This window comes from Streptomyces sp. NBC_00659, assembly GCF_036226925.1.
Lineage (GTDB): Bacteria > Actinomycetota > Actinomycetes > Streptomycetales > Streptomycetaceae > Streptomyces.
Genome location: NZ_CP109031.1, coordinates 333,626 through 360,130, shown reverse-complemented (window position 1 = coordinate 360,130; position 26,505 = coordinate 333,626). Strand labels below are relative to the sequence as shown.

Genomic DNA, 26,505 nt, shown 5'->3' with positions numbered 1-26,505 from the left:
TTACCTAAGTGACTACATTTATGTAGGCTCCGCGTCGGCTCGCGACGTGCTGGTCCGAGCTGTTCCGGACCAGCACGTGAATCGAGGCACCCATGTCCGCCAGTCCCCGCCACCTGTTCGTCGGCGCCGGCACTGTCCTGGCCGTCGCCGCGTCGCCGGCGGGCTGCAGACAAAAGGTGTTCACCGACGCTGTCCGGGCCGGTGGCGTCGCGGCCGCCAAGAAGGCGTACGCCGGTTCCCGCATCGGCTGGGAGCGCACCGAGCCGGCGAAGGACTGGACCGGCTGGCACCGCCTGGAGAAGGCGCTGTGGCAGGACAACAGGATCGGCGACCGCGACAAGCAGTTCGCCGCCACGAACACGGTGCTCGACAAGTACCGCACCGACAACACGAGTTACGTCTTCACCTCGTACGAGAAGGTCGGCAAGGAACAGCGCAAGGAGCTGTCGGACCGCGTCAACACGCTGGCTGAACCGCTCTCCAAGCTCGCTAGGCGGGGCTGATTCCCGGATGACCCCCGGCCTCCTGCCGGTTGCAGGCCGAACCGGGTCGGGTCGGTCCGGTCCTGTCGCTGTCAGGGAGCGCCGGACATCTGGCACACACACCGCTGATACGGGCAGTGGCGGCACTCCGTGGATTCGCCTCCGGGTGCCGCCACTCGCCGCTCGGCCGAGGGTCAGTCTCCTCGTACGCCGATGGCCGCGTACTCCACGTACTCGTGCAGCCCATAGGCCAGCGCGAGCGCGGCCAGCGCCGAACCGGCCACAGTCGCCGCCAGGCCCAGGACACGGGCCCGGTGGGTGCCGGCCCGCAGTCCGGCAGGCTCCGGCAGGAGCAGTGCTTCGACCCGCTGCGGCACGGGCCCGGTCGTCACCGACAGGAGCGGATACCCTCGGCTCGTGTTGCGCTCCCGGGAACCGGCCAGGGCCGCCCGGGCAATGGCAGCCGCCGCGAGCTTCCGGTTGCCGACGGCCGCCGCCGCCGCTTCGTCCGCCCAGCGCTCAAGATGGAACCCCAACGACTCCCTCAGGCTCCGCAGCGCGGGATGCACAGCCGTGGACAGGTCGACCACGACGGAAAGCAGATGGTGGCGGCCGGACAGATGGGCGCGCTCGTGGGCCAGCAACACCTCGCGCTCGCCCGGCTTCAGGGCCCGCAGCATCCCGGAGGACACCACGACCCGGCCGCCGCGGCCGCGGTAGCCGGGAAGCGCGAAGGCGTCCACGTCGTTCCCCGGCACCACCACGACATCCCCGTCGCACGTTCCCTGGGCTGCCAGTTGCCAGGCGTGCTCGAGTACCGCCCGGTGCCGGAACCAGCGTCGGAGCAGCAGACCTGCCTGAACGAGCATGACCAGGCCCGCCGCGACGGCGGCCGGAACCGCCGCCGGCCAGACCTCCAGCACCCGGGGGAGGGGCACGTGCTCGAGCGACGCCAGGAACGGCACGTGGAACAGACCGACCAGCGCCGCGATCGTGCCGCCGGCCATGAGGAGTGCCGCGGCTGTCAATGCCCAACAGGCCTCGCGAGGCGGGAGGACACGGGCCAGACGGCGGGTCACGGCCGCCGCGCCCCACGGAAACGCGAGTGCCGGCACGACCAGGACCAGCACGAGCGTCACTCGGCGTCATCCTCGGCCGCGAGAAGCAGGTGCCGCAGAGTCTCCTCGTCGTTCTCGGACAAGGAGGACACGAACCGCTTCAGCACCAAGTCCCGACGAGGCTCGCTCTCCAGCTCACGACGCATGCGCCCGGCGACAAGCCCGGCCGCGTCCTCCACCGGCTCATACGCGAAGCTACGGCCTGACAGGGTCCGGCGCAGCGTGCCCTTCTCGTAGAGGCGGCTCAGTATGGTGGCCATGGTCGTCCTGGCCAGCCCCTTGTCGAGGACCGTGTTGACCTGCTGCGCGGTGAGCGGCTTGCCGGCCTCCCACAGCACCGCGAGCACATCCGCGACGAGCTCACCGTGCGGACGTCTAGCGTCCCGACCATTGCCCGACATGTTTCTCCCGCTCTCCGGCAACCGCGCCTGGTGCGCCATGCTTCTTAGGCTTGCCTAATCTATCGTTCGCACGGAGGTCCGAGCGCCGCTTCTTTGCCGCAGCTCCTGAGCTTGACTCTCAACTCGCTGCAGGTTGCCCGTCCCAGCGGAACCAGGCGCGGTCTCGGGCGATGGGGAGGAGGAACTCGGCAACGGGCCCTGACGGTGACCGTCGACGTATCCGAGCATGCGCGGCTCGCCCACGCCCGGAACGGTTGGAGCGGCGGCAAGTTCGGCAACCCGCGCGGTGTTTCGGGCCCAGGTCGCGGTGACGACTCCTAGCGCCTCGCCGGCACTCGGGCACGGGCTGAGGAGCCGGCGAAGGCCGACTGAGCTCAGGGCGACCAGACATACGGTGTCGTCGTGGTGACCGCGTGCAGGCCAAGACGGGTGAGAATCGGGGCGCTGTCGGCCGAGGCGTCGACGTAGACGTAGGGGACATCGCGGGCAGCGGCGAGTTGGGCTCGGTGGGCGACCATGGCCCGGTAGATGCCCTGTCCGCGCCATTCCTTGAGCGTCGAGCCGCCCCAGAGGCCGCCGAAGTCGACGCCGTCCTTGAACACCAACCAGGCGGCGCAGACGACTTCGGTACGTGCCTCGGCGACGAGGACGACGATGTTTTCGGGGGTGTCCTCGATCCGGGCGGCCAGGTCGTCGGCGAGCCAACTCCAGTCCTCGCCCCAGACGATGCTCTCCATGGCGGCAATGCGCTGGAGGTCGGATCGGGCGGTGACACGGCGGAGGGTCACGCCGTCGGGCAGGACGGGATCGGCGGCAAGATCTGCGGACTGCCCGATGAGCACGGTCTCGCTGTCCTCGGCGACGAAGCCGGCCGCCGTGAGCCGGTCAGTGAGGTCGGCGGGGAGATCATGGGCGCGAGTCTTCCATTCGACCGCCTCGCCACGGGCAGCGTAGAAGTCACGCTGCCGCGCTATGAGCGCGTCGAGTTCCGCCCCGCACACACCGAGGTCGCGCGGGCCCGTGACGAAGCCACGGTGCCAGCCGACGACACGGGTCAACGGGCCGTCCTTCTCGATTCGGGCGCTGCCGCCGGGCGGGGTGACACCACGGAGTTGGGCGTCGTACGCGGTGCGGAGTTCGTCGATCAGCATGTCCATCACCCGAACACCGTACGGACCGGGTCAAGTGATTAAACGCCGGCCGAAACGCGCGAACATCACGGGCTGCACTCTCTCACCCGGCCACCGGAGATCGGGAACCGGTACTGACCTCTGCCGCCACCGGCCTCGACGGCCGGCCTCCCTTCGGGCGGCCGGCCGTCCCCCGTTCGCATCCACGCAGCGCCACCCGTACTCCGTACCTACTTCAACTGTCTGAAGGCGAACGGAATCCGTGTACATCCCAGGATGCGAAAGCGCAACCTAGGGGGGACGATGGACTGGCGGGAGTCCGTTCTCGGAGCGTCGGTGTCGCTGCAGGCCGACGGCACGGGCCCTCGGAATTCCCGGAGTGGCGAGACACCCGCTTCTCCGGCCCCGTTCCTTCCCGAACGGGCCTTACCGCCACGACCGTTCGACTTGGGCGCGTGCCGATTCCGGATACGGATTCAGATCGCGGAGGCATCGAGATGCCCGTGCTCTTCTTCGACATAGGAGCGACCCTGGCGGACGCCCGCATGGAGGCAGACGGTTCGCTGAGGCTACTGCCCCGACCGCGTGTCCTCGCCGTGCTCGATGACTTCCGCGACGTACGCAAGGGTGTCATTTCCAACCCCGGCCCCGATCAGGGTGCCGCGGAGCGCGCCTTCTCCGCTCTGCGGGAGGCATTCCCCGGCCGTTTCACGGACGACGCGCTCGTGCACTGGGGTTCCAAAGACAGCCGGGAGATCTTCGACGAGGCGGTCGCCGGCACGGCGGGCGAAGGCGCGCCTCCCTCGGCGGCCGACGAGTGCGTCTTCGTGGGCGAAAATCCTCAGGAGCGTGGGTTCGCGAGGGAAGCCGGGTTGCGTACCGCGGCTCACCCCGTGTTCACCCGCGCCGCAGCGGAGAACCGCCCCGTCTTCTGGGCGCGGATCAAGCTGTCCGAGGGGCAAGGGCTGAGCGATCTGGAGGCCGTCACCAACCGAACCGAGGTCGTGCCCGTGGATATCGCCTCCGCCCGGCTCGTCCCGGCCATGGCGAGCATGCACGGAGCCATCGCACTCGAACAGGCCGGTTTCACAGTGGACTTGCGGGGACCGGTGGAAGATACAGCAACTCTGCTGGTCCGCGACGATCGTCCCCTCGCTCCAGCTCGGGGATTCGCCGAGGGGCCGGTGGGGCGAGGGACGGAGGAGCAAGGCCTGCCGGAGCGGGATCGGTAAGCGCCGAGAGCCGGTGACGGAAACGTCAACGGTTCGTCACCAGAATTGTTTCCTCGGCAATTACATGAGGTCGTGGAGAACGACGGCATGGCCGCGACCATCGACCTCGTGTCCGAAGTGACCGAGCGTGCACGGAAGTTGTTGCCTGAGGAAGCTTTCGGCCGGGTCCGCGTCATCCTCGGAAAGAGAGCCTCGCCCGGGGTGCGCGTCGATGGCACCGAGCGGATACTCGAAGTAGACACGGTTCTCACCTCTTCGGTCATGCGCACGAAGCAGAGACAGTGAGACCGCTCGCTACACGGCTGAGCCGGCATCCCGGAATTCACCTCGCCGTACAGAGGTGCGGAGCAGGTGGGGCCCGGCGCGTCAGACGCGATTGCCCGGTCACAGTAAACCGTCCGCCTGGCGATCGACACCGTCGATGCGCCGCCTCCGGCGCAGACGATCGACGAGGGCGAGCTCCAGTCGGGATCGGCGTGATTGTTCCGAACGCGGAGAACAACCACCCAACAACATCCGATGAGCGAGGTTTCCCCGCCTCTCCTCATGTACGCGAGGTGTCCCATGATCAGGACCTCCCACCTCCATTGCATCATCCCCCCGCACCTGCTCGAAAAGCTCCTGAGCAGCGATGACAGCGAAGTGCGCCAGATGGCGCTGAACACCATGCTGACCACCGCTCGGTTGCGCGGTGAGCGAGGGATCCGGGCGTCCTTCGCCGGTGCCGCTGCCGCCCCCGGCAACGGCCGGCGGACCGTCTTCGACTGCCAGAACGGCACCTTCCTCCCTTCTGCTGTTCTCGCCCGGTCGGAGGACGGCCCGGAGTCCCCGGACGATTCCGTCAACCGTGCATTCGGCGGACTCGGAACGACACGCGATTTCTACAAGGCGGTGTTCAACCGCAATTCGATCGACGGCCAGGGGATGCGCCTGGACGCGTTCGCCCACTTCGGTGAAAGGTTCAACAACGCTTTCTGGGACGGGCAGCAGATGGTCTTCGGTGACGGGGACGGAAGGATGTTCTCCGACTTCACCGGATCCGTCGACGTGATCGGCCATGAGCTGACACACGGAGTCACCGAGTTCACCGCGGGACTCAAGTATCACAACCAGTCCGGGGCCCTGAACGAATCCATGTCGGACGTCTTCGGGTCGCTGGTCAAACAATGGTCGCTGAAGCAGTCGGCCGATGAGGCGGACTGGCTGATCGGGCCCGACATCTTCACCCCGGGAATCGACGCCGACGCCCTGCGATCGATGAAGGCCCCGGGGCACGCGTACGACAACGCCCTGTTCGGCAGGGACCCCCAACCCGACCACATGGAAGACTTCGTCAGACTGCCGGACACCGAGAAGGGCGACCTCGGCGGGGTGCACGTCAACTCCGGCATCCCGAACAAGGCGTTCTTCCTGACGGCGTCGCGCATCGGAGGATTCGCCTGGGAGGCTCCCGGCCTCATCTGGTTCGAATCGCTCAAGGCTTCCAACACCGAGACTCAGTTCCAGGAATTCGCGAACACCACGTACCGGAAGGCCGCGGAACTGTTCGGCGACGACAGCACCGAACAATTGTCCGTACTGGCCGCCTGGCAGGATGTCGGCATCCAGATCAGCGGGATCCTGGCAGGCGTCGCCCGGGCGCGAAGCCTCGCCGCCAACCGGAACGGTGGCGCGGGCGGGGACAAGGGAATGGCGACCGTGAGCCGCCAGATCGGCGCACTGGCCGCCCAGGTGACGGGACTGGCCAGGGACGTCACCGCGCTGAAGAGCAAGTGACCGACGGCTGTTGACGCGGCCGACCCCCGACGGCGAGGAGTGCCGGTCGGTCGGCCTGAAGGGTGTGCCCGATGAGGGTGACCTGGGAAGCGCAGGGAGGCCAGGCGGCCGCGATCCGCCTGGGCCTTCCGCCCAAGGTGCTGGACACCGACGCCCTGCCCGAAAGCGCGGAGGGAGAGCTGGACCGGCTGGTGGCGGCGGCCGCCCCCGAGGCCGGGCAGGACCGGCCGAGCCGGGCCAGGGACGCGATGAGCTACACGGTCACGGTGGAGGACGGCGGGCGCTCGACCGCCCTGACCCAGTCCGAAGCCGCCATGTCCCCGGCATTCGCGGCCCTGCTCGGCTGGCTCGAACAACACATCGCGGAGCAGTGACACACGCAGGAACGCCACCATCAGGCCGAGGAGAACACCATGGCCGACCAGATGCACGCTCACATCCCGGCCGAGGTCCTGGCGGGCAGGGGACAACCACCGCGCGAACCGGTCACGGACCCCACGCTGGGCATTCCGTTCAGTCACCCGGATCAGGGACAGGAGCCACGCCACCGGCTCGTGACGATCGGCGACTCACTCACGCACGGGTTCCAGAGCGGAGCGGTCTTCAACACCGACCTGTCCTACCCGGCGATCATCGCTCACGAACTGGGATCCGGCACCGACTTCCGATTCCCCGTGTACCCGGGGTACGGAGGGCTGCCCGTCAACATCGAACTGCTGCTGAGGGAGCTTCAGGAGCGCTTCGGCAAGGACCTGGACTGGTGGGAGGTCCCGCTGGCCCTGTTCCACGCCCGCAGGTTCCTGGACGAGGTCGAGGACTACTGGGAGCGCGGGCCGGGAAGCGTCGTCCCGCAGATCAACGCCATCAACCACAATCTCGCCGTGTACGGCTGGGACCTGCGCGACGTCCTCGAAAAGAGCGCCAAGATCTGCCAGGACGCCATCGCGACGCCCACCGACAACCTGCTGCGGCAGACCGTGGAGAACAACGGTGACCGCGCGGCACTGCGGGTCCTGCCCTCCGCCGGCGTGGACCGAGGCGGAACCATGACGCTGCTGTCGGCGGCCCGCCGCCTCGGTGAGGACCGGCCCGACGGAGGGGGCCACGGAATCGAGACCCTGATCGTCTTCCTCGGCGCCAACAACGCCCTGCAGACAGTGACCCAGCTCAAAGTGGAGTGGAGTGGTGAGGGATACGACGACCTGGAGCGCAAGAAGGCCTACACGGTCTGGGATCCCAGCCACTTCAAGGAAGAGCTGAGGCACATCGCCGCCCAAGTACGGCAGATCGCGGCTCGCCATGTCATCTGGTGCACCGTCCCGCACGTCACCATCCCCCCGCTCGCCCGTGGAATCGGGGCCAAGAGCGCTCCGGGGTCCAGGTACTTCCCGTACTACACCCGGCCCTGGATCGACGACGACACCTTCAACCCCTTCCTTCACCCTCACCTGACGGGGCAGCAGGCGGAAGACATCGACCGGGCCATCGACCTCTACAACGAGGCCATCACCGACCAAGTGAGAACAGCGCGGACGACGGGGGCGGACTGGTTCCTCATGGACACAGCCGGCCTGCTCGACCGACTCGCGTCACGCCGCTACATGAAGGACATGACGGCCCGACCGCCATGGTGGCGGCCCTACCGACTGCCGCCGCAACTGAAGGCCCTTGCTCCGGAGCCGAACTCCCACTTCATCACCAGCGACGGCGCAGGACGTACCGACGGCGGCCTGTTCTCCCTCGACGGCGTTCACCCCACCACCATCGCCTACGGGATCGTCGCCCAGGAACTGATCAACGTCATGCTCACGGCCGGTGTGCAGTTCCGCCACTCCGACGGCAGCGTACGGACAGCCCCGGTCACGGTCGACTTCGATCGGCTCATCCGCCGCGACACCCTGGTCAACCAGCCTCCCGCCAACCTGGATTCCACCTTGAACATCCTCGCCTGGGCTCAGGCGTCGCTCGGCCTCCTGAAACGCGCCCTGTACTTCCGCGTCTGACAGGTCGCCCGGAAGCACAAGCGTCAGCCCTCCTCACTGCGTCTCCCGGTCCGTCGAGAGCGGCCGGCGGATCACATCGCTGATCCTAGAGACCCTCACTCGGAACGCCGATACGGCGCAACAGCCCGAGCAGCGTGGCCCGTTCGCTTTCGTCCAGCGGGTCGAAGGATGCGGCGAGGACATCGCGTGTGACGGTGCGCCCCGCCCTCAAGACGTGCTCGCCGGTCTCCGTCAGATGGTGCTCGATACGCCGGCCGCGACCCGGACGGCGCTCGATGAGGTGCTGGGCCGCGAGCCGGGAGGCCAGTGTGCCGAAGGACTGGTCGCCCTGGAAAGTGGCGACCGCCAGCTCGTGTGCGGATGCTCCGGGCGTACGGGCGATGGCCCGCAGTGCGTCCCACTGCGCCAGCGTCGTGCCGACCGCCGAGAGGCGGGTGTCGAGCGCGCGGTGGTGCCGGTACTGCGCTTCCTTCACGGCGCGCCCCAGCTCTTCGAGATCGACGGGAACGGCGGACGAGCCCGGTTCCACGGCGGGCGGAGCGGCGAGGCCGGACGCGGTGTCGGTGCCGGTGTCGGCAGACGTCCTGCTCCCGGCCCTGTCGCCCGTGCCTCGGACTCTGGGTTCCTCATGGTTCGCGGTCATGGTCGCACCCTAATCCAGAATCTAAGGTTGCGTATATACGTATGCGTAGATACCGTGAGGTGCATGACCGACACCGAGACGCGAACCCGTACCGTCCACCCACGCCCCGACCTTCCCCTCACCCTCACCGAGGCCGGACCCGCCGACGGCCGCCTCGCACTCGTCCTGCACGGCGGTGGCGGGCCCGCCACCGTCCAGGGCGTCGCCGCGCATCTGGCCGGCCGGCACGGCATGCGATGCGTCGTTCCCACCCACCCGGGCTGGAACGGGACCGAGCGCCCCGGCTGGTTCACCGGCGTCGACGACCTGGCGATCGCCTATCTGCACTGGCTCAGGGACGAGGGCCACCGCGACGTCCTCGTCGTCGGCTCGTCGCTCGGCGGCTGGACCGCGGCCGAGATGGCCTTCCGCGACGACGGCGCTGTGATCAGCTCCCTGGTCCTGGTCAACGCCGCGGGCGTGGCCGTCCCGGGAGAGCCGGTCCGCGAGATCTTCGGACTCCGGCCGGACGAGATCGCCGCGTACTCGTTCCACGATCCGGCCCGTTTCGCGGTGGACCCGACCACCCTCACCGAGGAGCGGATCGCGCTCCAGCAGGCCAACATGGCCACTCTCCGCCTCCTGGCCGGCGACCCGTACATGCACGACCCGAAGCTCCTGAACCGGCTCGCACGGGTGCGGATCCCGGCCCTCGTGGTGTGGGGTGAGAGCGACCGCATCGTCACGCCCGCGTACGGGCGGGCCTACGCGCAGGCGTTCGCCCGAGGGCGCTACGAGCCGATCGCCGAAGCCGGCCATCTGCCGCACATCGAGCGCCCCGAAGCGACGTTCGCCGCGCTGGACGCGCACATCGACGCACACGCCGGTGCCGTGAGCACTCCCGCCCGGCCGAGGTAGGGGTGCCGTCCGGAGCCACGGACGGTGACGCCTTCGCGCATGTCACGGTGTGTCCTGGTCGGTCGGCGCGAAGGCATGGTGTCGCGCGAGTGCGATCACGGCCAGGCTGAGGACTCCGAGCACTGCCGCGGCGGTGGCGTCGGCGGTGACGTCGACACGCTGCAGGAGGAGGCCGCCGATGATGCCGCCGAGTGCCATGGCCGCGTTCCACAAGGTCACAAGGATGGCTTGCGCGGTGTCGGCGATGGCTGGACTCTGACGTGTTCCGGCATGACCGGCTGCGGTCTGAAGCAGTGTGGGCGCGGCACCCCATCCCAGACCCCACACGACGGCCGCCACCCAGACGACGGCCTGTGCCGTGGTGGCGGCGAAGGCGGCCGTGGCGAGGGTGAACAGCGTCGCGGCGGTCAGCGCGAGCCCGCGCAGACGACCGTCGATGTGGCGGCCGGTGTACCAGATGCTGATCAGGCATGCGATACCGAAGGCCAGCAGGATCGCGTCCGCCGCGGTGCCGAGGCCGGCATGCCACAGGTACGGCGCGATGTACGCGTAGATGACGGTGTGGCCGAGGACGAAGGTCACGACGACGACCATGACGGCGGGGACCCCGGGGACCCGGAGCGTCTGCCGGGTGGTCGGCTTCGGCCTGTCGGCTGTGGCCGTCGGCCGGCTGACGGCGGGGACGCTGAACGTGATCCACCCGAGGACGGCGAGAGTGAGCACCGAGACAGCGGCGAAGGACATGCGCCACCCGATCTGCTGCCCGATCAGCGTCCCGGCGGGAACACCCAGCGACAGCGCCAGGGGGATCCCGGTCATCGCGACCGCGATGGCGCGTCCCTCCTGGCCGGGAGGCGCGATACGCCGCGCGTATCCGGCGAGGAGTGCCCACGCGAGTCCGGCGGCGACGCCGGCGAGGAACCGTGAGAGGAGCAGTACCGCGTAGCCGGGCGCGGCAGCGGTGAGTGTGTTCGCGACCAGGAAGACGGCCATGGCGCCCAGCAGCAACGGCTTGCGCCGGACTCCCGCCGTGGCGGCGGTCAGCGGTATGGCTGTGAGGGCGGTACCGATGGCATACACGGTGACGGTCTGGCCCGCCGCACCGGAGCTGACGCCGAGAGCGGATGACATCTGCGGGAGGACGCCCGCCGGGAGGGTCTCGGTCAGGCTGGTGATGAACACCGCGGTGCCCAGTGCCAGCAGCGCGGACCAGGGCAGGACATCACGTCTTGTCGGAGAGGCTGTTGTCGTCGTCATGCACCGATCGTGAAACCATCACATACATGTGATGGTCAAGCCCAGGCCCGGCGGCTAACCTCAAGCGTGTGCGAATCGGTGAACTGTCCCGCGTGGCGGGCGTGTCCCGGCGCCTGCTGCGCTATTACGAGGAGCAGGGCCTGATCGTGCCGGATCGGTCGGCGAACGGATACCGCGACTACGACGAGCGGAACGCGGACCGCGTGAAGCAGATACGTGGCCTGCTGGCAGCGGGGCTGCCCACCCGACTCATCAAGCAGATCCTGCCGTGCCTGGACAAGCCCAGATCCATTCACTTCCCGGACGCGACCCCGGAGATGCTGGCGCTGCTGACCTCGGAGCGGGACAAGCTCACCGACCGGATCGAGGTGCTCACCCGCAACCGGAACGCGATGACCGAGTACCTGTCCGAGGTGGAGCGCCACCGCGCCCCGGCCGCACCCGGTCAGATGGGCAATGCCTGATCAACTGCGCTGCGCCTGAGGCGGGTTCCTCACCGGACAAGCTCCCGGACGATCCTGTCGCCGTCGTCCGAGAGCACCGCAGGGCGCAGCCGGACCCCGCGCAGGCCGAACTGTTCGCGCCAGCGGGCGAGTTCCCGGGCGAGGTGGTCCGCGGTTCCGACGAACACGTGCGTGTCCGGTGCCCAGGCGAAACCGGCGGCTTCGTCCAGCCGGGCCAGCCTGGCCTTCGCGTGCTCGCCGGTGTCGCCCAGGACCACCGCCACGTCCGCGTACACCTCGGTTTCGGTGGCGTCCGGCGTCAGCCTCTCGATTTCCCGGAACGCCGGCAGGAGTGAGGAGACCGGGTGTTCCTGAGAGGGAGTCACGAAGACCCGGTCCGCGACGGCGGCGGCGAGCCGGTACGGCTCCAGGGCATGGTGCGCGAGCACCGCGACCTTCGGGGTGCTCAGTGCCGGGACGGTCAGCGGGCCGGCCGCCGGGTACCTTTCCGTCCCGGTGAGCCGCAGCGGGGCGACCTTGTCCCGGTGCAGGAACGTGTCCCCGGAGCCCAGGCTCCCGGCGGGAAACGTCCGCCACAGCTCGCGCACCGTTCGCACGTAGTCCTCGGCGTCACGAAACAGATCCCGCAGCCGGCGCGCGATGCGGGTCGGGACGTATATGTCCTCGGGCCGCAGCTGGGGCGTCGCAGGGCCACCGACCGCCGTGGCATCGCGCGCGTCGGCGGAGACCTGCGGCCGCCACGTCACCCGGCCCGGCCCGATGGCCGCCAAGGACGCCATCTGGGCGGCGACGTGGAACGGGTTGGTGTGCGTCACATTGCGCGAGACCACCACCTCGCCGATGTCCGTCGTCGCCAGCAGGAGTGCCGCGGTGACGACGGGATCGAGTCTGCCGCGCACCCGGTCACGGGCCTGGTCGGCGGTACCGAACCGGTCGGTCTGCAGGCTCAGGCCGTCCTCGAGCGTGACGAAGTCGATGCCGCCCGACGCGGCCGCGCGCCCCCAGTTCGTCCAGTAGCCGCCGCTGAAGACTTCTTCGGCATCCGTCACCGACGAGAGCAGCCACGAGGCGGGGTGCCAGCCCGTGCCCTCCAGCGCCAGACCGAGCCGAAACGATCCGGGGTCCATCGAGTCCCTGTCCAAGTCCCTGTCCATGACTCGATTGCACAACCATCACACCGATGCGAAGGTCAACCCTCGACAACCTGCTGACCCGCACCACCGCGGCTGACGATCGCGGGATGTGCCACCTCTGTCGCGCACCAACTCGTAAGCGGACGTGGCCCCTTGTGGCCGCAGTACTGCGCACGATGGCCACACATGACGGGTTCATGACGTGTGCATGTAATCCCTTTTCGACCGTCGGGTGCGGAACCCATGGTCGCTCTGTGGCACCGATCCGAGTGCCTCGCATGGTTCGGCCGGGATCCGCACCAGGACTCCCGTGCCCGATCGCAAAGGACCTCTCCACATGGCAGCAGTACGCACCATGAAGCGGCGCATCGCCGCGGCGATCGCCACAACAGCCGCCGCAGCGACAGCAGTCGGCACCCTTTCCGCCCTCCCCGCCCAGGCCGCACCGGCCGAGGGAACCGTCCTGGGGGCGAATTCCTCCCATGCCGTTCCCGGCAGCTACATCGTCACGCTCAAGAAGAACGCCGGCTTCAAGGCCACCGCCGCACGCGGCAAGGGCCTGGTGTCCCAGTACGGAGGCACCGTCAGGCGGACGTTCACCTCCGCGCTCAACGGCTACGCCGTCCAACTCACCGGCGCCCAGGCCAGAAGGCTGGCGGCCGACCCCGAGGTCGCATCGGTCGAGCAGGACCAGGTCGTCCGCACGCTCGGTACGCAGACCAGCGCTCCCTGGGGCCTGGACCGGACCGACCAGACGAACCTTCCGCTGAACGGCACCTACACCTACCCCGACGCCGGGGGCAGCGGGTCGACCGTGTACGTCCTGGACACCGGTGTGCGCATCACCCACCAGGACATCGCGGGCCGCGCCTCCTACGGGTGGGACTTCGTCGACAACGACGCCACCGCGCAGGACGGCTACGGCCACGGGACCTTCGTCGCGACCGTCGCCGCAGGCACCACCTACGGCGTGGCCAAGAAGGCGAAGATCGTCGCCGTCCGGGTTCTCGGCAACGACGGCTCCGGCACGACCGCCGGGGTCATCGCGGGCGTGGACTGGATCACCGCCCATCACGTGGCCGACTCCGTCGCCAATGTCTCCCTCGGCGGCGGGGCCAGCACCTCGCTGGACACCGCGGTGAAGAACTCGATCGCCTCCGGGGTGACGTACTCCGTCGCGGCGGGCAACTCCGGCGCCCTGGCGTCGAACTACTCCCCGGCCCGGGTCACAGAGGCGCTGACGGTCGGCGCGACGACGAGCAGCGACGCACGGGCGAGCTACTCCAACTACGGCTCCCGGGTGGACCTCTTCGCCCCGGGCTCCGGCATCACTGCGGCCTGGAACACCTCCGACTCGGCCACGTACACGGGCAACGGCACATCGTTCGCCGCCCCGCACGTCTCCGGGGCCGCCGCCCTCTACCTGACGGCACACCCGGGCGCCTCCCCGGCAAGCGTGGGCAGCGCGCTGGTCAACGGCGCGACCAGCGGAGTCCTCAGCGGAATCGGGTCGGGTTCACCGAACAAACTGCTGAAGCTCGTTCCGTAGGCCATGCCGCCGGCGCCGCGGCCACAGCCGCCGGAGCCGGACGACGGAAGCTGTTCTGACGAGGCGGATTCCCGGGGCCGCACCACGTGACCCGTTCGTGGCGTGGCCGGCGGTTCAGGCAAGAGGCTCGGTCGGATCTCCCGGCCGAGCCTCTTGCGGCCGGGAGATCCGACCGCGTCCGTCCTGAGAGGTCGTTTTCTCCCGTTGTTTCATCCCGGAATATGCTGTTTGTCCTGCGGTGTCGGGTCGCGCCAGGAGATGGTGTTCTCGCTGGTGAGGCGGCGGGCCATGAGGTCGGTCATGGCGATGTGGATCATGGCTTCGGAGCGGTGGGGTGGGTCTGATGGTCCCGGGCGAGGTGGCGGTGGTGCATCAGCCGGCCGAGGGTCCGCTCGACGACCCGGCGTCGGGGGATGAGTTTGAATCCTTTGATTCCGCGGTCGCGTTGGACGACTTCGGCGTCGACGCCCAGCCGTGCGTCGTGGTCGATGGCTTTGATGCGGTGGTCGGTGTCGGCCCACGCCTCGGTCGCGCGGGGGTGGGTGGCGGCCGTCGAGCAGACGGCCCTCCCGGGGCGCAAGCGAAGTAAGGGGATCATGTCCTAGGCACAGACAGCCCGACTTATGGACGGTGTTGGCCTTGCCCGACGCATCGTCGAGGAGACGTCGGACAAGGCGGCAGAGCTTGCGCGGCGTGTCGGCGTGACGCCTTGCCTCGCAACGGTGCTGGTGGGTGAAGATCCGGCATCGGTGACCTATGTTCGGATGAAGCGGGCCCGTTGCGCGAAGGCGGGCATCGAGTCCCGGCTTGTCAGCCTGCCTGCCGCCACTACAGCGGCTGAGCTGGTGGAGACCCTCCAGTCCCTCTCGCGGGACGCCGGAGTGCACGGCATCTTGCTTCAGCACCCCGTAGGCCCTCACATCGATGAGCGGGCGGCATTCGAGTCCATCGCGCCGGAGAAGGACGTCGACGGGGTCACGATGAGCTCCTTCGGGGCGATGAGTTTCGGACTGCCTGATCGACGCCGGGTACAACCCTGGCAACGTCGGCGACGTCGACTTCGACACCGCCCGCACTCGCGCCCGCCTGATCGCACCGGTCCCCGGTGGGGTCGGGCCCATGACCATTGCAGTCCTGCTGGCTCAGACGGTCGACGCGGCATCCATCCAGCTCGGGCCGGCCGGCCACTGAGTGAGGACGCCCGATGAACTGTCCGAGTTGGGCGGCAGCCTCGCTGACGGACCGCTGGCTGCCCTCGGTCAGTCGTCAGTGGGTGATCGATCGGGCCGATCAGACCCTTGCCGCTCAAGAGCACCAAAGCACAGGCATCGGCAACCGAGCAGCGGTCGGACAAGAGGGTCGTGCGCTGTCGGCCGCCCCCGGCCCGGCTGATGGCCGGCGCTGGTGGCCGAGCGCCGCCCCGACCGGCCGGTACCGCCGATGCCCGGTACCGCCGCGATCGGGGCGGGTGTGCATCTGTCGGCCACCGTCATAGAGGAGGGCCGGGACCTGTCCTCCTCTATGACGGTGGCCTGGCCGACACCGCCTAACGTCTGCTGCCCGCCGGGCGGCCCGGCCTTACTTCAGGTGTCGGTCCAAGAACCGGCACCCGTCCTCCAGCTCGAACCACGGGGTGCCGGTGTGCCCGCCCGGATTGGCGTGCAGCGTCTTCTCCTTGCTGCCGAAGGCGTCGAACAGGTCCAGGGCCCGCTGCCGGGGATTGCCCTGGTCGTCCCACTGCAGCAGGAACAGCAGCGGAATGGTGACCTGCCGGGCCTCCTCGCGCTGGGCACGGGGCACGTACCCCCCGGCGAAGAAGCCCGCGGCCGCGATGCGCGGCTCGGCCACGGCGAGGCGGATGCCGAGGGCGGTCCACCCCCCGGAGTAGCCGACCGGGCCGCCGATCTCGGGCAGCTCAAGAAGGGCGTCCAGAGTGGTCCGCCATTCCGGGACCGCGTTTTCGACCAGCGGGCCGATGAAGGACTCGAAGATCTCGTCGACCTGCTCTCCGGCCTGCATCGCCCGCCGGAGGTCGGCACGGGCCTGCTCGTCGGCGGCGGAACGGGGACGGTCACCGCACCCGGCGGCGTCGATGGTGGCCACCGCGTAGCCGCGCGCCGCGGTGTACCGGGCCCGGGCCACCAGCCGGGGTTCCGCCTTGGGCAGGCCGTTGTTGTGGGCCATCAGGACCAGCGGGGCCGGTGCGGCGGACTCGGGCGTCCACAGGGTGCCGGGGATGTCGCCGAGGGTGAATTCGCGCTCGAGGACGCCGTCGTCGAGGCGCTGTTCGGAAATGAAGTGCACGGTCGTGCCTTTCGGGAGGGCTCAGAGTGGCGCTCCCGGACGACCTATCGCCCGACCGTGGCCCCGGAGGGGAGCACCCATGTCGATACTGCGTTCACGGGTACCACCTCCTCGTTCTCTCGCACGGCCTCCCGGAGAGTAGCAACGCTCGCCGTGGTTCGCCAACGGGATTTTGCCGAGGCCCCGTGGCCGGATGCCATTGCCGCGCGGACACGAGAAGCACGGCGGGTCCGGGCAAAGGATTCAGGGCCGGTCCGCCGGCTGTCGGCGCCGGGCGGTGGCCCCCGTACTCGCTGCGGACGGAACCGGCACCCGGGGGAGTATCCGGTATGCGAACGCGCGTGACCGAATACCACTCTTGACGCTGAGTCAGTCCCACCTTCACCATCCAGGCACCCCACTCACCGTGGAATCCCCGGACACCTCACGCACCCCTCGTGAGAACTCCGCCGGGATTTCCTGGAATTCGGAGCCCCCCACATGAAGCTCTCCATTCCTGGGCGCGCCTCGGCGACCGCTGTCGCCTCGGCCGCCGTGCTGCTCACCGGCGGTTCCATAGCCGGGGCGGCCCCCGCCCCCGTGGCAGCGGCCGCCGCGCCCGACATCCCCGTGGCCAACGTCAAGGCCCACCTCACCCAGCTCCAGTCCATCGCCACCGCCAACGGCGGCAACCGCGCGCACGGCCGCGCCGGCTACAAGGCCTCCCTCGACTACGTCAAGGCCAAGCTGGACGCGGCCGGGTTCACCACGACCGTCCAGCAGTTCACCTCCAGCGGCAGCACCGGCTACAACCTGATCGCCGACTGGCCGGGCGGTGACACCGGCAAGGTCGTCATGGCCGGCTCCCACCTGGACAGCGTGACCGCGGGCCCCGGCATCAACGACAACGGCTCCGGTTCGGCGGCCGTGCTGGAGACGGCACTCGCCGTGGCCCGGGCCGGCTACCAGCCCACCAAGCACCTCCGGTTCGCCTGGTGGGGCGCGGAGGAGCTGGGCATGGTGGGCTCGCGCTACTACGTCAACAGCCTTACCACCGCGAACCGTTCGAAGATCAGCGGCTACCTGAACTTCGACATGATCGGTTCGCCGAACCCGGGGTACTTCGTCTACGACGACGACGCGACCATCGAGAAGACCTTCAAGACGTACTTCACCGGGATCGGCGTCTCCACGGAGATCGAGACCGAGGGCGACGGACGCTCGGACCACGCGCCCTTCAAGAACGCGGGAATCCCCGTCGGCGGCCTGTTCAGCGGCGCCGACTACATCAAGACGTCCGCCCAGGCCGCCAAGTGGGGCGGCACCGCGGGCAAGGCCTTCGACGCCTGCTACCACTCCTCGTGCGACACGTCGTCGAACATCAACGACACGGCGCTGAACCGGCACGCGGACGCGCTCGCGTACGCGGTGTGGGGACTGTCGGCCTAGACCTGCTCCGACCTCAGGTCACCCGTCCTCAGGTCACCTGACCTCGGGTCATCCGTCCTCAGGTCATCCGTGCGGCGGGCTGTCGGCCCCCGCACGTTGTTCCACGAGCGTTGTTCCACGAGCGTTGTTCCACGAGCGCGGGCAGGGGCCGACGGCCCCCGCCCGCGCTCTGCCGGCTCTCGCGACAGCGCCCAGCCACGACCCCGGGCTTCGGCGGGCACGGGTGACAGTACGATCAACGCCGCGGCTCCCCGCACGGCCCGACAGGCCACCGGACGGAAGGTGACAAGTTCGTGAAGGCCCTGCGACTGCTGACCATGAACACCCTCTTCACCGGCGATGTCCCGGCCCGGCTGCGTGCCCTCGGCGCGGCACTCGACCGTTCCGAGTACGACATCGTCTGCCTGCAGGAGGTCATGTTCCGCCGCAACGCCCGGCTGATCCGCCGTGCCGCTCCCGCATACCGGCACGTCGTCTGTTCGGGCACGGTCCTGCTCAAGGGCGGCCTGGTGCTGCTGTCCCGGTGGCCGATCAGCCGATGGCGGTTCGTGCCGTATCCGATGACGGGCCCGGTGCGCGGCGAATTCTTCATGCGCAAGGGCGCCCTGCTGGCGTCCGTCACCACCCCGGACGGTGAACTGGTGGTCGTGAACACCCACTTGTCGGCCAACCGCGACGACGACTGGTCCCCCACGAACCGCTACACGCGGATCGCAGCTGCCGAACTGGCCCGGCTCACCGAGCTGATCGCGGCCGTCGGCCCGTCCCTGCCCGTCGCCGTGGTCGGTGACCTGAACATCCCGCGCGACTCGGCGCTACTCGCCGATTTCATCGCCACAGCGGGACTGCGCGACATCCTCGCCGGCGACCAGCGTCCGACCTACCGGCCCACACCCCGATGGCCGTCGCCGCCGGCCCTGGACCACGTACTGGTCCGGGCCGCAGCCGGGGAGACACTGACCGGCGGCGCCGACCTCGTGTTCCAGGACAAGGTGACACTGGCCGACGGCCGCCAGGCCTACCTGTCCGACCACTACGGCGTGCAGGCACAGCTGATCCGCTCGAAGTGATACGGGGCGTAAAACGGCAGGACGTCGCACTGAACCGACGATCCCGCGCGCACGTAGAGGAAAGCACGTAGAGGAGAACACGTAGAGAAAGCAAGCCCCGTGGCGACTGGCCGTTCTGGTACGCCGGGGTCATCGAACTGCTCTGCGGTGTTCTCGTACTCGTGGGAGCGGCGACGCGCAGTGCCGCGTTCCTCAGCTCGGGGGCCATGGCCTTCGCCTACTTCACCGAGCACCAGAAGGACGGCCTCTTCCTCCTGCAGAACGGCGGACTGTCGCCCGCGTTGTTCTGCTGGGCGTTCCTGCTCCTGGTCTTCTTCGGACCCGGCGCCCTGTCCCTGTCCGCTCTGCCCCAGAGCAAGGGAACCGTCCGGGACACAGCCGGCCTCGACGCGGTCTGAGCGGCCGGCCAGGCCCAGGGGGCACTGCGCGCGCTGCTCCCTTCAGGCCGGTCCCTTTCCCGGCCCGGTCCCGGTGCGCCGGGTCCCTTGGCCCTGCCCAGGAATCCTTCTTCAGGAAACCGCGCCTCGGCGCGCAGACGGGGGGCACCGCTCTTCCAGGTAACGGCAGTACCTCGCAGGCGCGCGCCGACGGATCTACGGTGAAAAGACCAGCACAGGATTCACGTCGATCAAGAGGAGCCGCCGCATGTCCGCCCGCGCCGCCGCCCGAGAAGCCGTCGGACCCTGAGCATGGCCGACAGCAACAGGAAGACCCCTGCCGCCGAGGTCCGCGAGTTCCTGAGCACCCGCCGCGCACGGATCACCCCGCAACAGGCGGGGCTGCCCGTCGACTCCCCGCTGTTCGCCCGGCGCGGTCCGGTGAACAGCGCCCGCTTCATGTTCCTGGACCCGGCGAGCCAGGAGTTCTGGTCCGACTGGGACAAGGGGGCCGACGACGCGGTCGCCTTCCTGCGCACCGAGACGGGCCGGGCACCCCACGACAAAGCGCTCACCGACCTGATCGGAGAGCTGACGACGAAGAGCGAGGACTTCGCCCGCCGGTGGGCCCGCCACGACGTCAAGTTCCACCGCTCCGGCGTGAAGAACCTGCGCCACCCCCTGGTCGGCGATCTCGCGCTGCCCTGCGAGGCGATGGAACTGCCGGCCGATCCCGGCCTGCGCCTCAACTTCGTCGACACCGCCGACGCGTACTCCGCCAGCGTCTCGGAGGAGATCGTTGGCAAGGCCCTCAAGGGCCGCCGCGAGGACGTGTTCCTGGCGACCAAGTTCTTCATGCCCATGGACCAGAACGACCCCAACCGGCGCGGCGGCTCGCGGCGCTGGACCATCCGCGAGGTCGAGAACTCCCTGCGGCGCCTCGGCACCGACCACCTCGATCTCTACCAGGTCCACCGTCCCAGCCCCGACACCGACGTCGCCGAACGGCCCGCGAGAAGACTTCCGCTGACGAGGGCTCTGGTCCTATCGTCTGAGCCTGTGATCAGAAACGGCGTTCCGCTGCCCCCGACGGTCTACCCGCTCGCCAAGAGACGTGTGTGGGCCATGCTGGCCGGCTCTCTGGTCTTCGTCGCTCTGGGCATTGGTTTCCTGGTCGCCCACAGCACCATGAAGATGACTGTGGCGGGGGCGCTGGCCGTGCCCTTCTTCGGGTTCTGCTCGGTGGTCATCATCCAGCGCCTGCTCCGCGGCCGACCGGAGTTGGTGCTGGACGACGCGGGAGTGGACCACGTGAGGCTGGGCCGGTTCGGCTGGGACGAGATATCCGCCGTGCGGATACGCGAGCAGCGGGTACGTAACACCTCGCAGCGGTTCATCGAGTTGGTGCTGCACGATCCGGACGCCTATCTGGCTCGAGCACCCAAGCTCGTCCGCAGCACCGCGTCCATGAACGCACGACTCGGCTTCGGCCCCGCCAACATGGCCACCAACACCTTGCCGGTGGCGCCTGAGGCGGTCTTGGACGCGATGCGGCGTCACCGGCCCGGACTCGCGGTACAGCGCTGAGCGCGCCCGTTGGCACACTGCCGCCCGCGGACCGGATGGCATTCGGCGGCAAGACCCGGTCCGCCCGCGACCCGCACATCAAGACCACCGCGAAGGTCGCCGCCAACCACGACGCGACCCCACCCGCCCCGCGCACCTGACCACGATTGCGACCGAGGCCCGCGCTACCGCACCGGCCGGCCCGACGGCACTCTGTCGCAGGTTTCCGGGCCATCGCCTGCCTGCGCCTTGCCGGCCGCGTAGCCCGCGCGGGAAGTACCGGTCACGGGCCGACGGGGAGCAGGAGCCCGCCGGTGAGCCGGAGGAGTTCACTGACGGTCGTGGGGAACACACCGTGCGAGGAGTTCCGGCCGCGGCCCAGAGCTGCGGGTAGTCGGCCAGGGCCGCGTCGACCACGGCAGGGAGCGTCTGAGGGTGGCCGACCGGAGCCACTCCGCCGATGGCCTGTCCGGTGGCCTGACGTACCTGCTCCGGTGTGGCACGCCGGAGCTTGAGGCCGGCACCTCCGTCACGGAGACCTACCGGATCCGCATCCGCTCCGGAGCGACGCAGGAATCCGCAGCCCACTCCCCGGACACGACAGAGCACATCATCGTCCTCACCGGCACTGCCCTCGTCGGTGAAGCCGCCAACCCCGTCCTGATCGGCCCCGGCATGCACGGCACTTGGGCCGCCGACACCCCGCACCTGTATCGGGCGCCCGCCGGAGACGTCGAGGCCGTGCTGCTCGTGCGCCATCCCAAGTGACCGCCCTCGGCGCCACCGCTCGGGCGAACTGACGCATTGCAGGGCGCTGCCTCCGGGCCCAGCGATCCGATCCCGGAGCGCTATGACGAATACGGCGTCGCCTCGGTGTATGCCGAGTTCGCGCACCAGCGCGGCTGGCTCAAGCCCGACCGCGTACTGGACCGTGACGCATACGCAGTCCTGCGGGGTACGGTCCGCCAGTGGGCGGGCGAAGACCGCGTGTGGTCGGACGTCGTCGCCGAGTTCGGTACCCCGTCCATGCTGTTCGGCAGTAACAACCCCTACTACGGCAAGACCCTCGGCTACCTGACTGGGAACCCGCAGGACCCGATGGTTTCCTTCCGTCTCTGGAACGGCAGTACTCCGGGAGTCTGGCAGGCATGGCCACCTGAGCACGAAGATCTGTGCTCATCCGCATCTACGGCAGGGTGGGTCGCAAGCAAGGACGGCCGAGGGGCAAGCGGCCCTGTTCGTTGCGGGGGTCCATCGCATCGGGGGCGTGACGCGCGCCACAGGAACTTCGGGCGGGGCGCGGAGAGTACTGAGTGTGAGTCATAAAGAACCAGCGGAATCCATGCGCGCGCGCATACGGGCGGGGGACCGGGCGGCGTTCGCCGAGCTCTACGACCAGTATGCGCGGGCGGTCTACAACCATGCCCTGCGGCTGACCGGCAACTGGTCCCAGGCCGAGGAGGTCATGTCCGAGACGTTCCTCGCCGCCTGGCGCGGCCGGGAGCGGGTCGAGCCGGAGGGCGGATCACTGGGGCCCTGGCTGCTCGGTATCGCCACGCACAAGGCGCGCAACGCCAACCGGAGTCTGCGTCGGCGGCTCGCCTTCCTCGCGCGCAGCCCGCAGCCGCGTCCCGTGGAGGACTTCGCGGAGGAGGCGGCCGGGCGGATCGACGACGCCCGCCGGCTCGCGCTGGTCCACCAGGCGCTGGGCCGGTTGCGCCGCCAGGAGCGTGAGGTGTTCGCGCTGTGTGTGTCGGCCGGGCTCGACTACCGGCAGGCCGCGCAGATGCTCGGGGTCCCCGTCGGCACCGTACGGTCGCGGCTCTCTCGCGCCAGGGCGCGGCTCGCCCGGCTCAGCTCCGGGCAGGGCAGCGCAAGGACGGAACCCACCGTCCCCCGTGGAGAGATGGAGAGTGAGGCCGCGTTCGCGGCCCTGTTCCTGAAGGAGGAGACCCGATGAACGCCGACGGTCGACGGACCGAGGACGCACTGGAGTTGCTGTCCGCACCGGCCGAATGGGACCTCCCGCCGGGACGACACCTCCACTACAAGGACGTCCTGATGCAGCAGATCGACCAAGACCTCGGCCACGCTCCCGCCGCGGCCCCGGCCTCGCCCCCGCGCCGCCGGCTGACGCGTCCGGTCATCCTGGTGCCCCTCGCCTCGACGCTGCTGGCCGCAGCGCTGGCCGTCACCGTCACCGTCACCGGCACCGGCACGGGCGGCCCCGGATCCGCGCCGGCGGACCGGACCGCCACCGGCAGCGCACACGCCCAGAGCGCCTCGCTCACCCTGCACCGGATCGCCGTCGCCGCCATGGCCAGTGACGTCACGCCGGTCGGGGACGACCAGTTCGTGTACGTCAGGAACCTGACCGTGTCGAACAAGGGAACGTTCGAAGGGCCCGTGAAACTCGGCGCCCCGCACACGGTGGAGACATGGACCTCGCAGGATCCCAGGCCCCTCAAGACCCTCGGCTGGATCCGGGAGTCCGGCAAGGACGCCGTGATGCCCGGGGAGACGATCCCCATCGAGTCCACCGACGCGGTCCCGGCGGGGATCGACCATCCCACGTACACGTGGCTGTCCTCGCTGCCGACCGACCCCGACGCCCTGCTCGCCCTGCTGCGCCGCGAGGTCCGCGTGTCCGACAAAGAGTCCAGGGAGCAGGCCGTCTTCTCCCTGATCGGCGACCTGCTGAGCCAGACGCTCATGCCGCCGCGGAACACCGCCGCGCTGTACAAGGCGGCCGCGAGGATACCGGGCGTCAAGGAGATCCCGGACGCCGTCGACGTGGCCGGCCGGCACGGGATCGCCATCACACGCGAGGACGCCTCCTCCGCCACGCGTGACGAATGGATCTTCGACAAGCGCAGTCTCGCGTTCCTCGGCGCGCGCGGCTTCATCACCCACGACAAGCAGAAGGGCATCACGTCCGACACGCTGATGGGCAGCACGGCCGTGCTGCAGCGCGCCGTCGTCGACCGGCACGGCGAGAAGGCCGCGCGGACCGACAGCTGAGCAGCAGGGGGCGAACTGGGGGACCTTCCGGCCCACCCGAGTTCGCCCCCTGCTTGCCGGGGCCGCGAGGCGAGCAGGCTGTCGGCCGGTTTGCCGGGCATGCTCGCGCGGATTCGCCTGGCTTCGCTCACGAGAACGAGGATCAGGCACCATTCAAACCGTGTCCTGCAGCGCGGCGACGTCGATTCCCGGCGCCGCCGCGCTGCAGGCGTCGGCCCCCCTATCCACAGATCTCACGCACCGCGAACTACCGACACCGACACCGACAACACCACACCCACATCAGGATGCTCAGCAAAGATCACCCTGAAGAGCCGAGATCAGTGACACCCGCTCAGACTCAGAAGTCGTCCGCGCCGTTGCGAAGTTCGGGAGTCCAGTAGCCGGTGAGCGCCTTCGCGGGGTCGACGGCGATGCCCTCGCTGCCGGGCGCGGCGACGGTGATGACTGTGGAGTCGCCCTCCAGCATGACGGAGAACGCCGACACGGGTTCGTTGTTCTCGTCGACCCCGCCGTTCGACAGCTTCACCAGGGCGTAGGCCGGGGCGCCGGCCGTCAGCACGACCGGTGTGGCCGGCTTGCTCTTGGCGACGGCCTCAACGTCCTGCTTGTGGCTCTCCACGAACTGGATGTGCGGGAAGCCTGTCAGCCGGCAGGAGTGCCGGGTGGTGTTCTTCGCGGTCAGGACGATGTGGGTGTAGGGCGGACCGTCCTGCCTGGCGGCGGTGACGCGTACATCTGCTGCCGTGCACACCGGTGTGGAGGCGGCAGCCTGCTTGCCGGTCGCGCCGGCAGAACCCGCGGAGGTGTCGGTGGAGCCCGTCGATGCCTTCGATTCCGTCGATTCCGCCGAGCCGGTCGCGTCCGTCGCGTCGGACGTGCCGGTGGCCGCCGGGGACGACGCCGCCGGGGCCGAAGGGGCCGCCGCGGATGACGACTTGGTGCCCGACCCATCCTGGCAGGCGGTGAGGGACAGGGCCAGAGCCGTGCCCGTGACGGCGAGCAGCATGGAGCGGTGACGTGAGGCGTTCATGAAGGGTTCCCCCGTGAGTGGTGCGGGGCCGCGGCTTGGTGCCGTCGGCCGGTGTCGGTCGGTCTGCCTGTTCTTTTCGATGGTCAGTTGCCCTTGCCCGGCCGGTAGTCGGAGGGCAGGGTGTGGACGAACTCGCGCGGATCGGCGTGCGCGGCCTCCAGCAGTTCCGGGACGCTGTGATAGCCCAGCGCGTACAGGTTCCGGCTCGGGTCCCAGGTGTTGTAGGCGTACATCGCGTTCCGCTTGATCGTCATGTGGGAGCCGGGGATGGTCAGCACGTAGGCGGCGCCGTTCGCACGGTCCTGCTGGGGACGTTCGTAGGCGTAGACGTGGTTGAAGCGCACGTCGGAGATCGTGCCGTCGTTCATCAGGCGGTAGGCCACGTCGCTGCATGCTTTGTGCGTCTCGGTGTGCTCGAGCCAGCCGGCGGTGAACTTGTGCGAGGCTCCGGGATACTGAGCGGCGAGCGCCCTGACCTTTGCTTCGATCCGGTCGACAAGCCGGTCGTAGGCGGCGGTGCTGGAGAACCCGTCGTCCACCACCTTGAAGTTGATGACCTTGTCCACGCCCAGCGCCTTCGCGGAGGCCATGAACTCGGCGGTCCGGGCGGCGACGACCTTGGTGGTTCCGTCGGTCTGCCAGGACAGGTTGTGCCGGCCGCCCGCGGCGCACGGATGCGGGCTGGACCACTGGGTCAAGGGGCACGGGTCGCTGTTCATGCGCACGGCCAGGTCCGGATTGCGGCCGTTGCTCACCAGGACGAGGTAGACGGGCCGACCCGCCGCCTTGTGCTCCAGGATCGACCCGGCCAGGCCGATCGCGTCGTCGTCCTGGTGCGGGGCGTAGAAGATGGCGGGCTTGGCGGCGGCCGACGCCGTGGGGGCACGGCCCGCCTGGTACGCCACAGCGGCCGCGGTCAGCGCACCGGCGGCCAGGACACTCCGCCTGGACAACCCTGCGCTGCGCTCATTGCTGCTGTTCATGTGAGAGGTCCCCGTTCGGTCTGCCGCATGCGTGCGACGGTCTGTCGAGCGGCGGGTGGTCGTCGCCACTCCCGCACCGGCTCCGTCCCCGGCGGCCGTCCGCCGAGGGGGTGTCCACCGGAGTGCGTATACGTGGAGGACGTCCCGCGTCTGTCTTCAGTCGATCATTTGAGGGGCGCCATGCCCAGGCGGTTCTCCCGGCAGAAGCACTGTCGGCCCTACTTCTGCCGGGGGTTCGCATCCGGACGAGTAGGACGTGGTAGGCAGCTGCAGTTCGGACCTGCGTCGAGCCGGTGTGTGGCAGCTCTGACAGGATGACGCAATGTTCGATTTCGGCATCGTGGGCTACCAGCCGGTGTGGCTGAACCACCGCAGTGACGTTGTGCGGGAGCACGCGCATCGTCTGCGTGGTCTTGCCGGCCGGACTCTGACGAGGGTCTGGATGGTCTGGGACCTTCAGGGTGACGAGTGGTTCTGTGACTGCCCGGTCCTGTTCGACTTCGACGGAGAGCAGGTCGAGATCCGACACCCGCTCCACTTCACCCTCGATCGCGCCGGGACCGGAGGTGAGGGTGGGATGATCCTGTCCTCTCCGGTACGCCTGGCGACGCCACGTCCGCCGGATCACCGGTGACCGA

25 protein-coding genes and 3 pseudogenes are annotated in these 26,505 nt (G+C 69.2%); 18 read left to right on the top strand and 10 right to left on the bottom strand.

From position 1 onward, the window contains the following. Window positions 1-173 precede the first annotated feature (173 nt). Window positions 174-503: pseudogene (locus OG410_RS01480) on the top strand (hypothetical protein); the annotation flags it as partial. Between the two features lie 173 nt (window positions 504-676). Here OG410_RS01480 and OG410_RS01475 read toward each other — a convergent pair. The 3 genes from OG410_RS01475 to OG410_RS01465 form a co-directional block, all read right to left on the bottom strand. Then, a complete protein-coding gene (locus OG410_RS01475) occupies window positions 677-1,621 on the bottom strand; it encodes a M56 family metallopeptidase (protein WP_329297375.1) in 945 nt (314 codons plus the stop codon). Continuing rightward, a complete protein-coding gene (locus OG410_RS01470; RefSeq protein ID WP_329297374.1) occupies window positions 1,618-2,001 on the bottom strand; it encodes a BlaI/MecI/CopY family transcriptional regulator in 384 nt (127 codons plus the stop codon). Before OG410_RS01470 ends, OG410_RS01475 begins: the two co-directional genes overlap by 4 nt. A gap of 374 nt (window positions 2,002-2,375) precedes the next feature. Further along, a complete protein-coding gene (locus OG410_RS01465) occupies window positions 2,376-3,161 on the bottom strand; it encodes a GNAT family N-acetyltransferase (protein WP_329297373.1) in 786 nt (261 codons plus the stop codon). A gap of 467 nt (window positions 3,162-3,628) precedes the next feature. Between OG410_RS01465 and OG410_RS01460 the strand changes: the two genes are divergently transcribed. From OG410_RS01460 to OG410_RS01440, 5 genes are all read left to right on the top strand, one after another. Further along, window positions 3,629-4,363, top strand: coding sequence for an HAD family hydrolase (locus tag OG410_RS01460; protein ID WP_329297372.1), 735 nt, complete (start codon window positions 3,629-3,631; stop codon window positions 4,361-4,363). A 72-nt stretch (window positions 4,364-4,435) separates the two neighbouring features. Next, on the top strand, window positions 4,436-4,648 hold the full coding sequence (locus OG410_RS01455) for a hypothetical protein (protein WP_329297371.1): 213 nt from the start codon (window positions 4,436-4,438) through the stop codon (window positions 4,646-4,648). Between the two features lie 279 nt (window positions 4,649-4,927). After that, window positions 4,928-6,139: a M4 family metallopeptidase gene (locus tag OG410_RS01450; RefSeq protein WP_329297370.1), complete on the top strand. Its 1,212-nt coding sequence runs from the start codon at window positions 4,928-4,930 to the stop codon at window positions 6,137-6,139. A gap of 71 nt (window positions 6,140-6,210) precedes the next feature. Beyond that, complete coding sequence (locus OG410_RS01445) at window positions 6,211-6,513, top strand: protealysin inhibitor emfourin (protein ID WP_329297369.1); 303 nt, start codon at window positions 6,211-6,213, stop codon at window positions 6,511-6,513. Between the two features lie 39 nt (window positions 6,514-6,552). Then, complete coding sequence (locus OG410_RS01440) at window positions 6,553-8,142, top strand: hypothetical protein (RefSeq protein ID WP_329297368.1); 1,590 nt, start codon at window positions 6,553-6,555, stop codon at window positions 8,140-8,142. A gap of 85 nt (window positions 8,143-8,227) precedes the next feature. Here the strand turns inward: OG410_RS01440 and OG410_RS01435 are convergent, their stop codons facing one another. Continuing rightward, window positions 8,228-8,671 (bottom strand): MarR family winged helix-turn-helix transcriptional regulator, encoded by a 444-nt coding sequence (locus OG410_RS01435; protein ID WP_329303993.1) that lies wholly within the window; start codon window positions 8,669-8,671, stop codon window positions 8,228-8,230. Window positions 8,672-8,848: 177 nt separating this feature from the next. Here OG410_RS01435 and OG410_RS01430 point away from each other — a divergent pair, with 177 nt between their 5' ends. After that, window positions 8,849-9,682, top strand: coding sequence for an alpha/beta fold hydrolase (locus OG410_RS01430; RefSeq protein ID WP_329297367.1), 834 nt, complete (start codon window positions 8,849-8,851; stop codon window positions 9,680-9,682). A gap of 42 nt (window positions 9,683-9,724) precedes the next feature. On the opposite strand, the gene OG410_RS01425 is transcribed toward OG410_RS01430, so the two are convergent. Further along, window positions 9,725-10,939, bottom strand: a complete 1,215-nt coding sequence (locus OG410_RS01425) for an MFS transporter (RefSeq protein ID WP_329297366.1) — start codon at window positions 10,937-10,939, stop codon at window positions 9,725-9,727. A 68-nt stretch (window positions 10,940-11,007) separates the two neighbouring features. Here OG410_RS01425 and OG410_RS01420 point away from each other — a divergent pair, with 68 nt between their 5' ends. Beyond that, complete coding sequence (locus OG410_RS01420; RefSeq protein ID WP_329297365.1) at window positions 11,008-11,403, top strand: MerR family transcriptional regulator; 396 nt, start codon at window positions 11,008-11,010, stop codon at window positions 11,401-11,403. A 29-nt stretch (window positions 11,404-11,432) separates the two neighbouring features. On the opposite strand, the gene OG410_RS01415 is transcribed toward OG410_RS01420, so the two are convergent. Further along, window positions 11,433-12,557 (bottom strand): LLM class flavin-dependent oxidoreductase, encoded by a 1,125-nt coding sequence (locus tag OG410_RS01415; protein WP_329297364.1) that lies wholly within the window; start codon window positions 12,555-12,557, stop codon window positions 11,433-11,435. Window positions 12,558-12,873: 316 nt separating this feature from the next. Here OG410_RS01415 and OG410_RS01410 point away from each other — a divergent pair, with 316 nt between their 5' ends. Continuing rightward, a complete protein-coding gene (locus tag OG410_RS01410; protein ID WP_329297363.1) occupies window positions 12,874-14,085 on the top strand; it encodes a S8 family peptidase in 1,212 nt (403 codons plus the stop codon). A gap of 209 nt (window positions 14,086-14,294) precedes the next feature. Here the strand turns inward: OG410_RS01410 and OG410_RS01405 are convergent. Continuing rightward, window positions 14,295-14,635: pseudogene (locus OG410_RS01405) on the bottom strand (IS5 family transposase); the annotation flags it as partial. A 73-nt stretch (window positions 14,636-14,708) separates the two neighbouring features. Between OG410_RS01405 and OG410_RS01400 the strand changes: the two are divergent. Continuing rightward, window positions 14,709-15,276 (top strand): annotated as a pseudogene (locus tag OG410_RS01400) (tetrahydrofolate dehydrogenase/cyclohydrolase catalytic domain-containing protein). Window positions 15,277-15,663: 387 nt separating this feature from the next. Here OG410_RS01400 and OG410_RS01395 read toward each other — a convergent pair. Continuing rightward, window positions 15,664-16,389, bottom strand: a complete 726-nt coding sequence (locus OG410_RS01395; RefSeq protein ID WP_329297362.1) for a dienelactone hydrolase family protein — start codon at window positions 16,387-16,389, stop codon at window positions 15,664-15,666. Between the two features lie 480 nt (window positions 16,390-16,869). Here OG410_RS01395 and OG410_RS01390 point away from each other — a divergent pair, with 480 nt between their 5' ends. The 7 genes from OG410_RS01390 (at window position 16,870) to OG410_RS01360 (ending at window position 23,851) form a co-directional block, all read left to right on the top strand. Next, on the top strand, window positions 16,870-17,817 hold the full coding sequence (locus OG410_RS01390; protein ID WP_329297361.1) for a M28 family metallopeptidase: 948 nt from the start codon (window positions 16,870-16,872) through the stop codon (window positions 17,815-17,817). A 293-nt stretch (window positions 17,818-18,110) separates the two neighbouring features. Continuing rightward, on the top strand, window positions 18,111-18,887 hold the full coding sequence (locus OG410_RS01385; protein WP_329297360.1) for an endonuclease/exonuclease/phosphatase family protein: 777 nt from the start codon (window positions 18,111-18,113) through the stop codon (window positions 18,885-18,887). A gap of 161 nt (window positions 18,888-19,048) precedes the next feature. Then, window positions 19,049-19,285, top strand: a complete 237-nt coding sequence (locus tag OG410_RS01380; RefSeq protein WP_443063699.1) for a DoxX family protein — start codon at window positions 19,049-19,051, stop codon at window positions 19,283-19,285. Window positions 19,286-19,576: 291 nt separating this feature from the next. Continuing rightward, window positions 19,577-20,851 carry an STM3941 family protein gene (locus OG410_RS01375; protein ID WP_329297359.1) on the top strand — a complete coding sequence of 425 codons (1,275 nt, stop codon included), beginning with the start codon at window positions 19,577-19,579 and terminating at the stop codon, window positions 20,849-20,851. Between the two features lie 414 nt (window positions 20,852-21,265). Beyond that, complete coding sequence (locus tag OG410_RS01370) at window positions 21,266-21,598, top strand: hypothetical protein (RefSeq protein ID WP_329297358.1); 333 nt, start codon at window positions 21,266-21,268, stop codon at window positions 21,596-21,598. Between the two features lie 574 nt (window positions 21,599-22,172). Beyond that, complete coding sequence (locus OG410_RS01365; RefSeq protein WP_329297357.1) at window positions 22,173-22,790, top strand: RNA polymerase sigma factor; 618 nt, start codon at window positions 22,173-22,175, stop codon at window positions 22,788-22,790. Continuing rightward, window positions 22,787-23,851 carry a CU044_5270 family protein gene (locus tag OG410_RS01360; protein ID WP_329297356.1) on the top strand — a complete coding sequence of 355 codons (1,065 nt, stop codon included), beginning with the start codon at window positions 22,787-22,789 and terminating at the stop codon, window positions 23,849-23,851. The genes OG410_RS01365 and OG410_RS01360 overlap by 4 nt, the downstream gene beginning before the upstream one ends. Window positions 23,852-24,191: 340 nt before the next feature. Here the strand turns inward: OG410_RS01360 and OG410_RS01355 are convergent, their stop codons facing one another. Both OG410_RS01355 and OG410_RS01350 read right to left on the bottom strand, forming a co-directional pair. Continuing rightward, on the bottom strand, window positions 24,192-24,884 hold the full coding sequence (locus OG410_RS01355) for a DUF4232 domain-containing protein (RefSeq protein WP_329297355.1): 693 nt from the start codon (window positions 24,882-24,884) through the stop codon (window positions 24,192-24,194). An 83-nt stretch (window positions 24,885-24,967) separates the two neighbouring features. Next, window positions 24,968-25,867, bottom strand: coding sequence for a PIG-L deacetylase family protein (locus tag OG410_RS01350; protein WP_329297354.1), 900 nt, complete (start codon window positions 25,865-25,867; stop codon window positions 24,968-24,970). Between the two features lie 322 nt (window positions 25,868-26,189). On the opposite strand from OG410_RS01350, the gene OG410_RS01345 reads away from it, so the two are divergent. After that, on the top strand, window positions 26,190-26,501 hold the full coding sequence (locus OG410_RS01345) for a hypothetical protein (protein WP_329297353.1): 312 nt from the start codon (window positions 26,190-26,192) through the stop codon (window positions 26,499-26,501). Window positions 26,502-26,505: the final 4 nt, after the last annotated feature.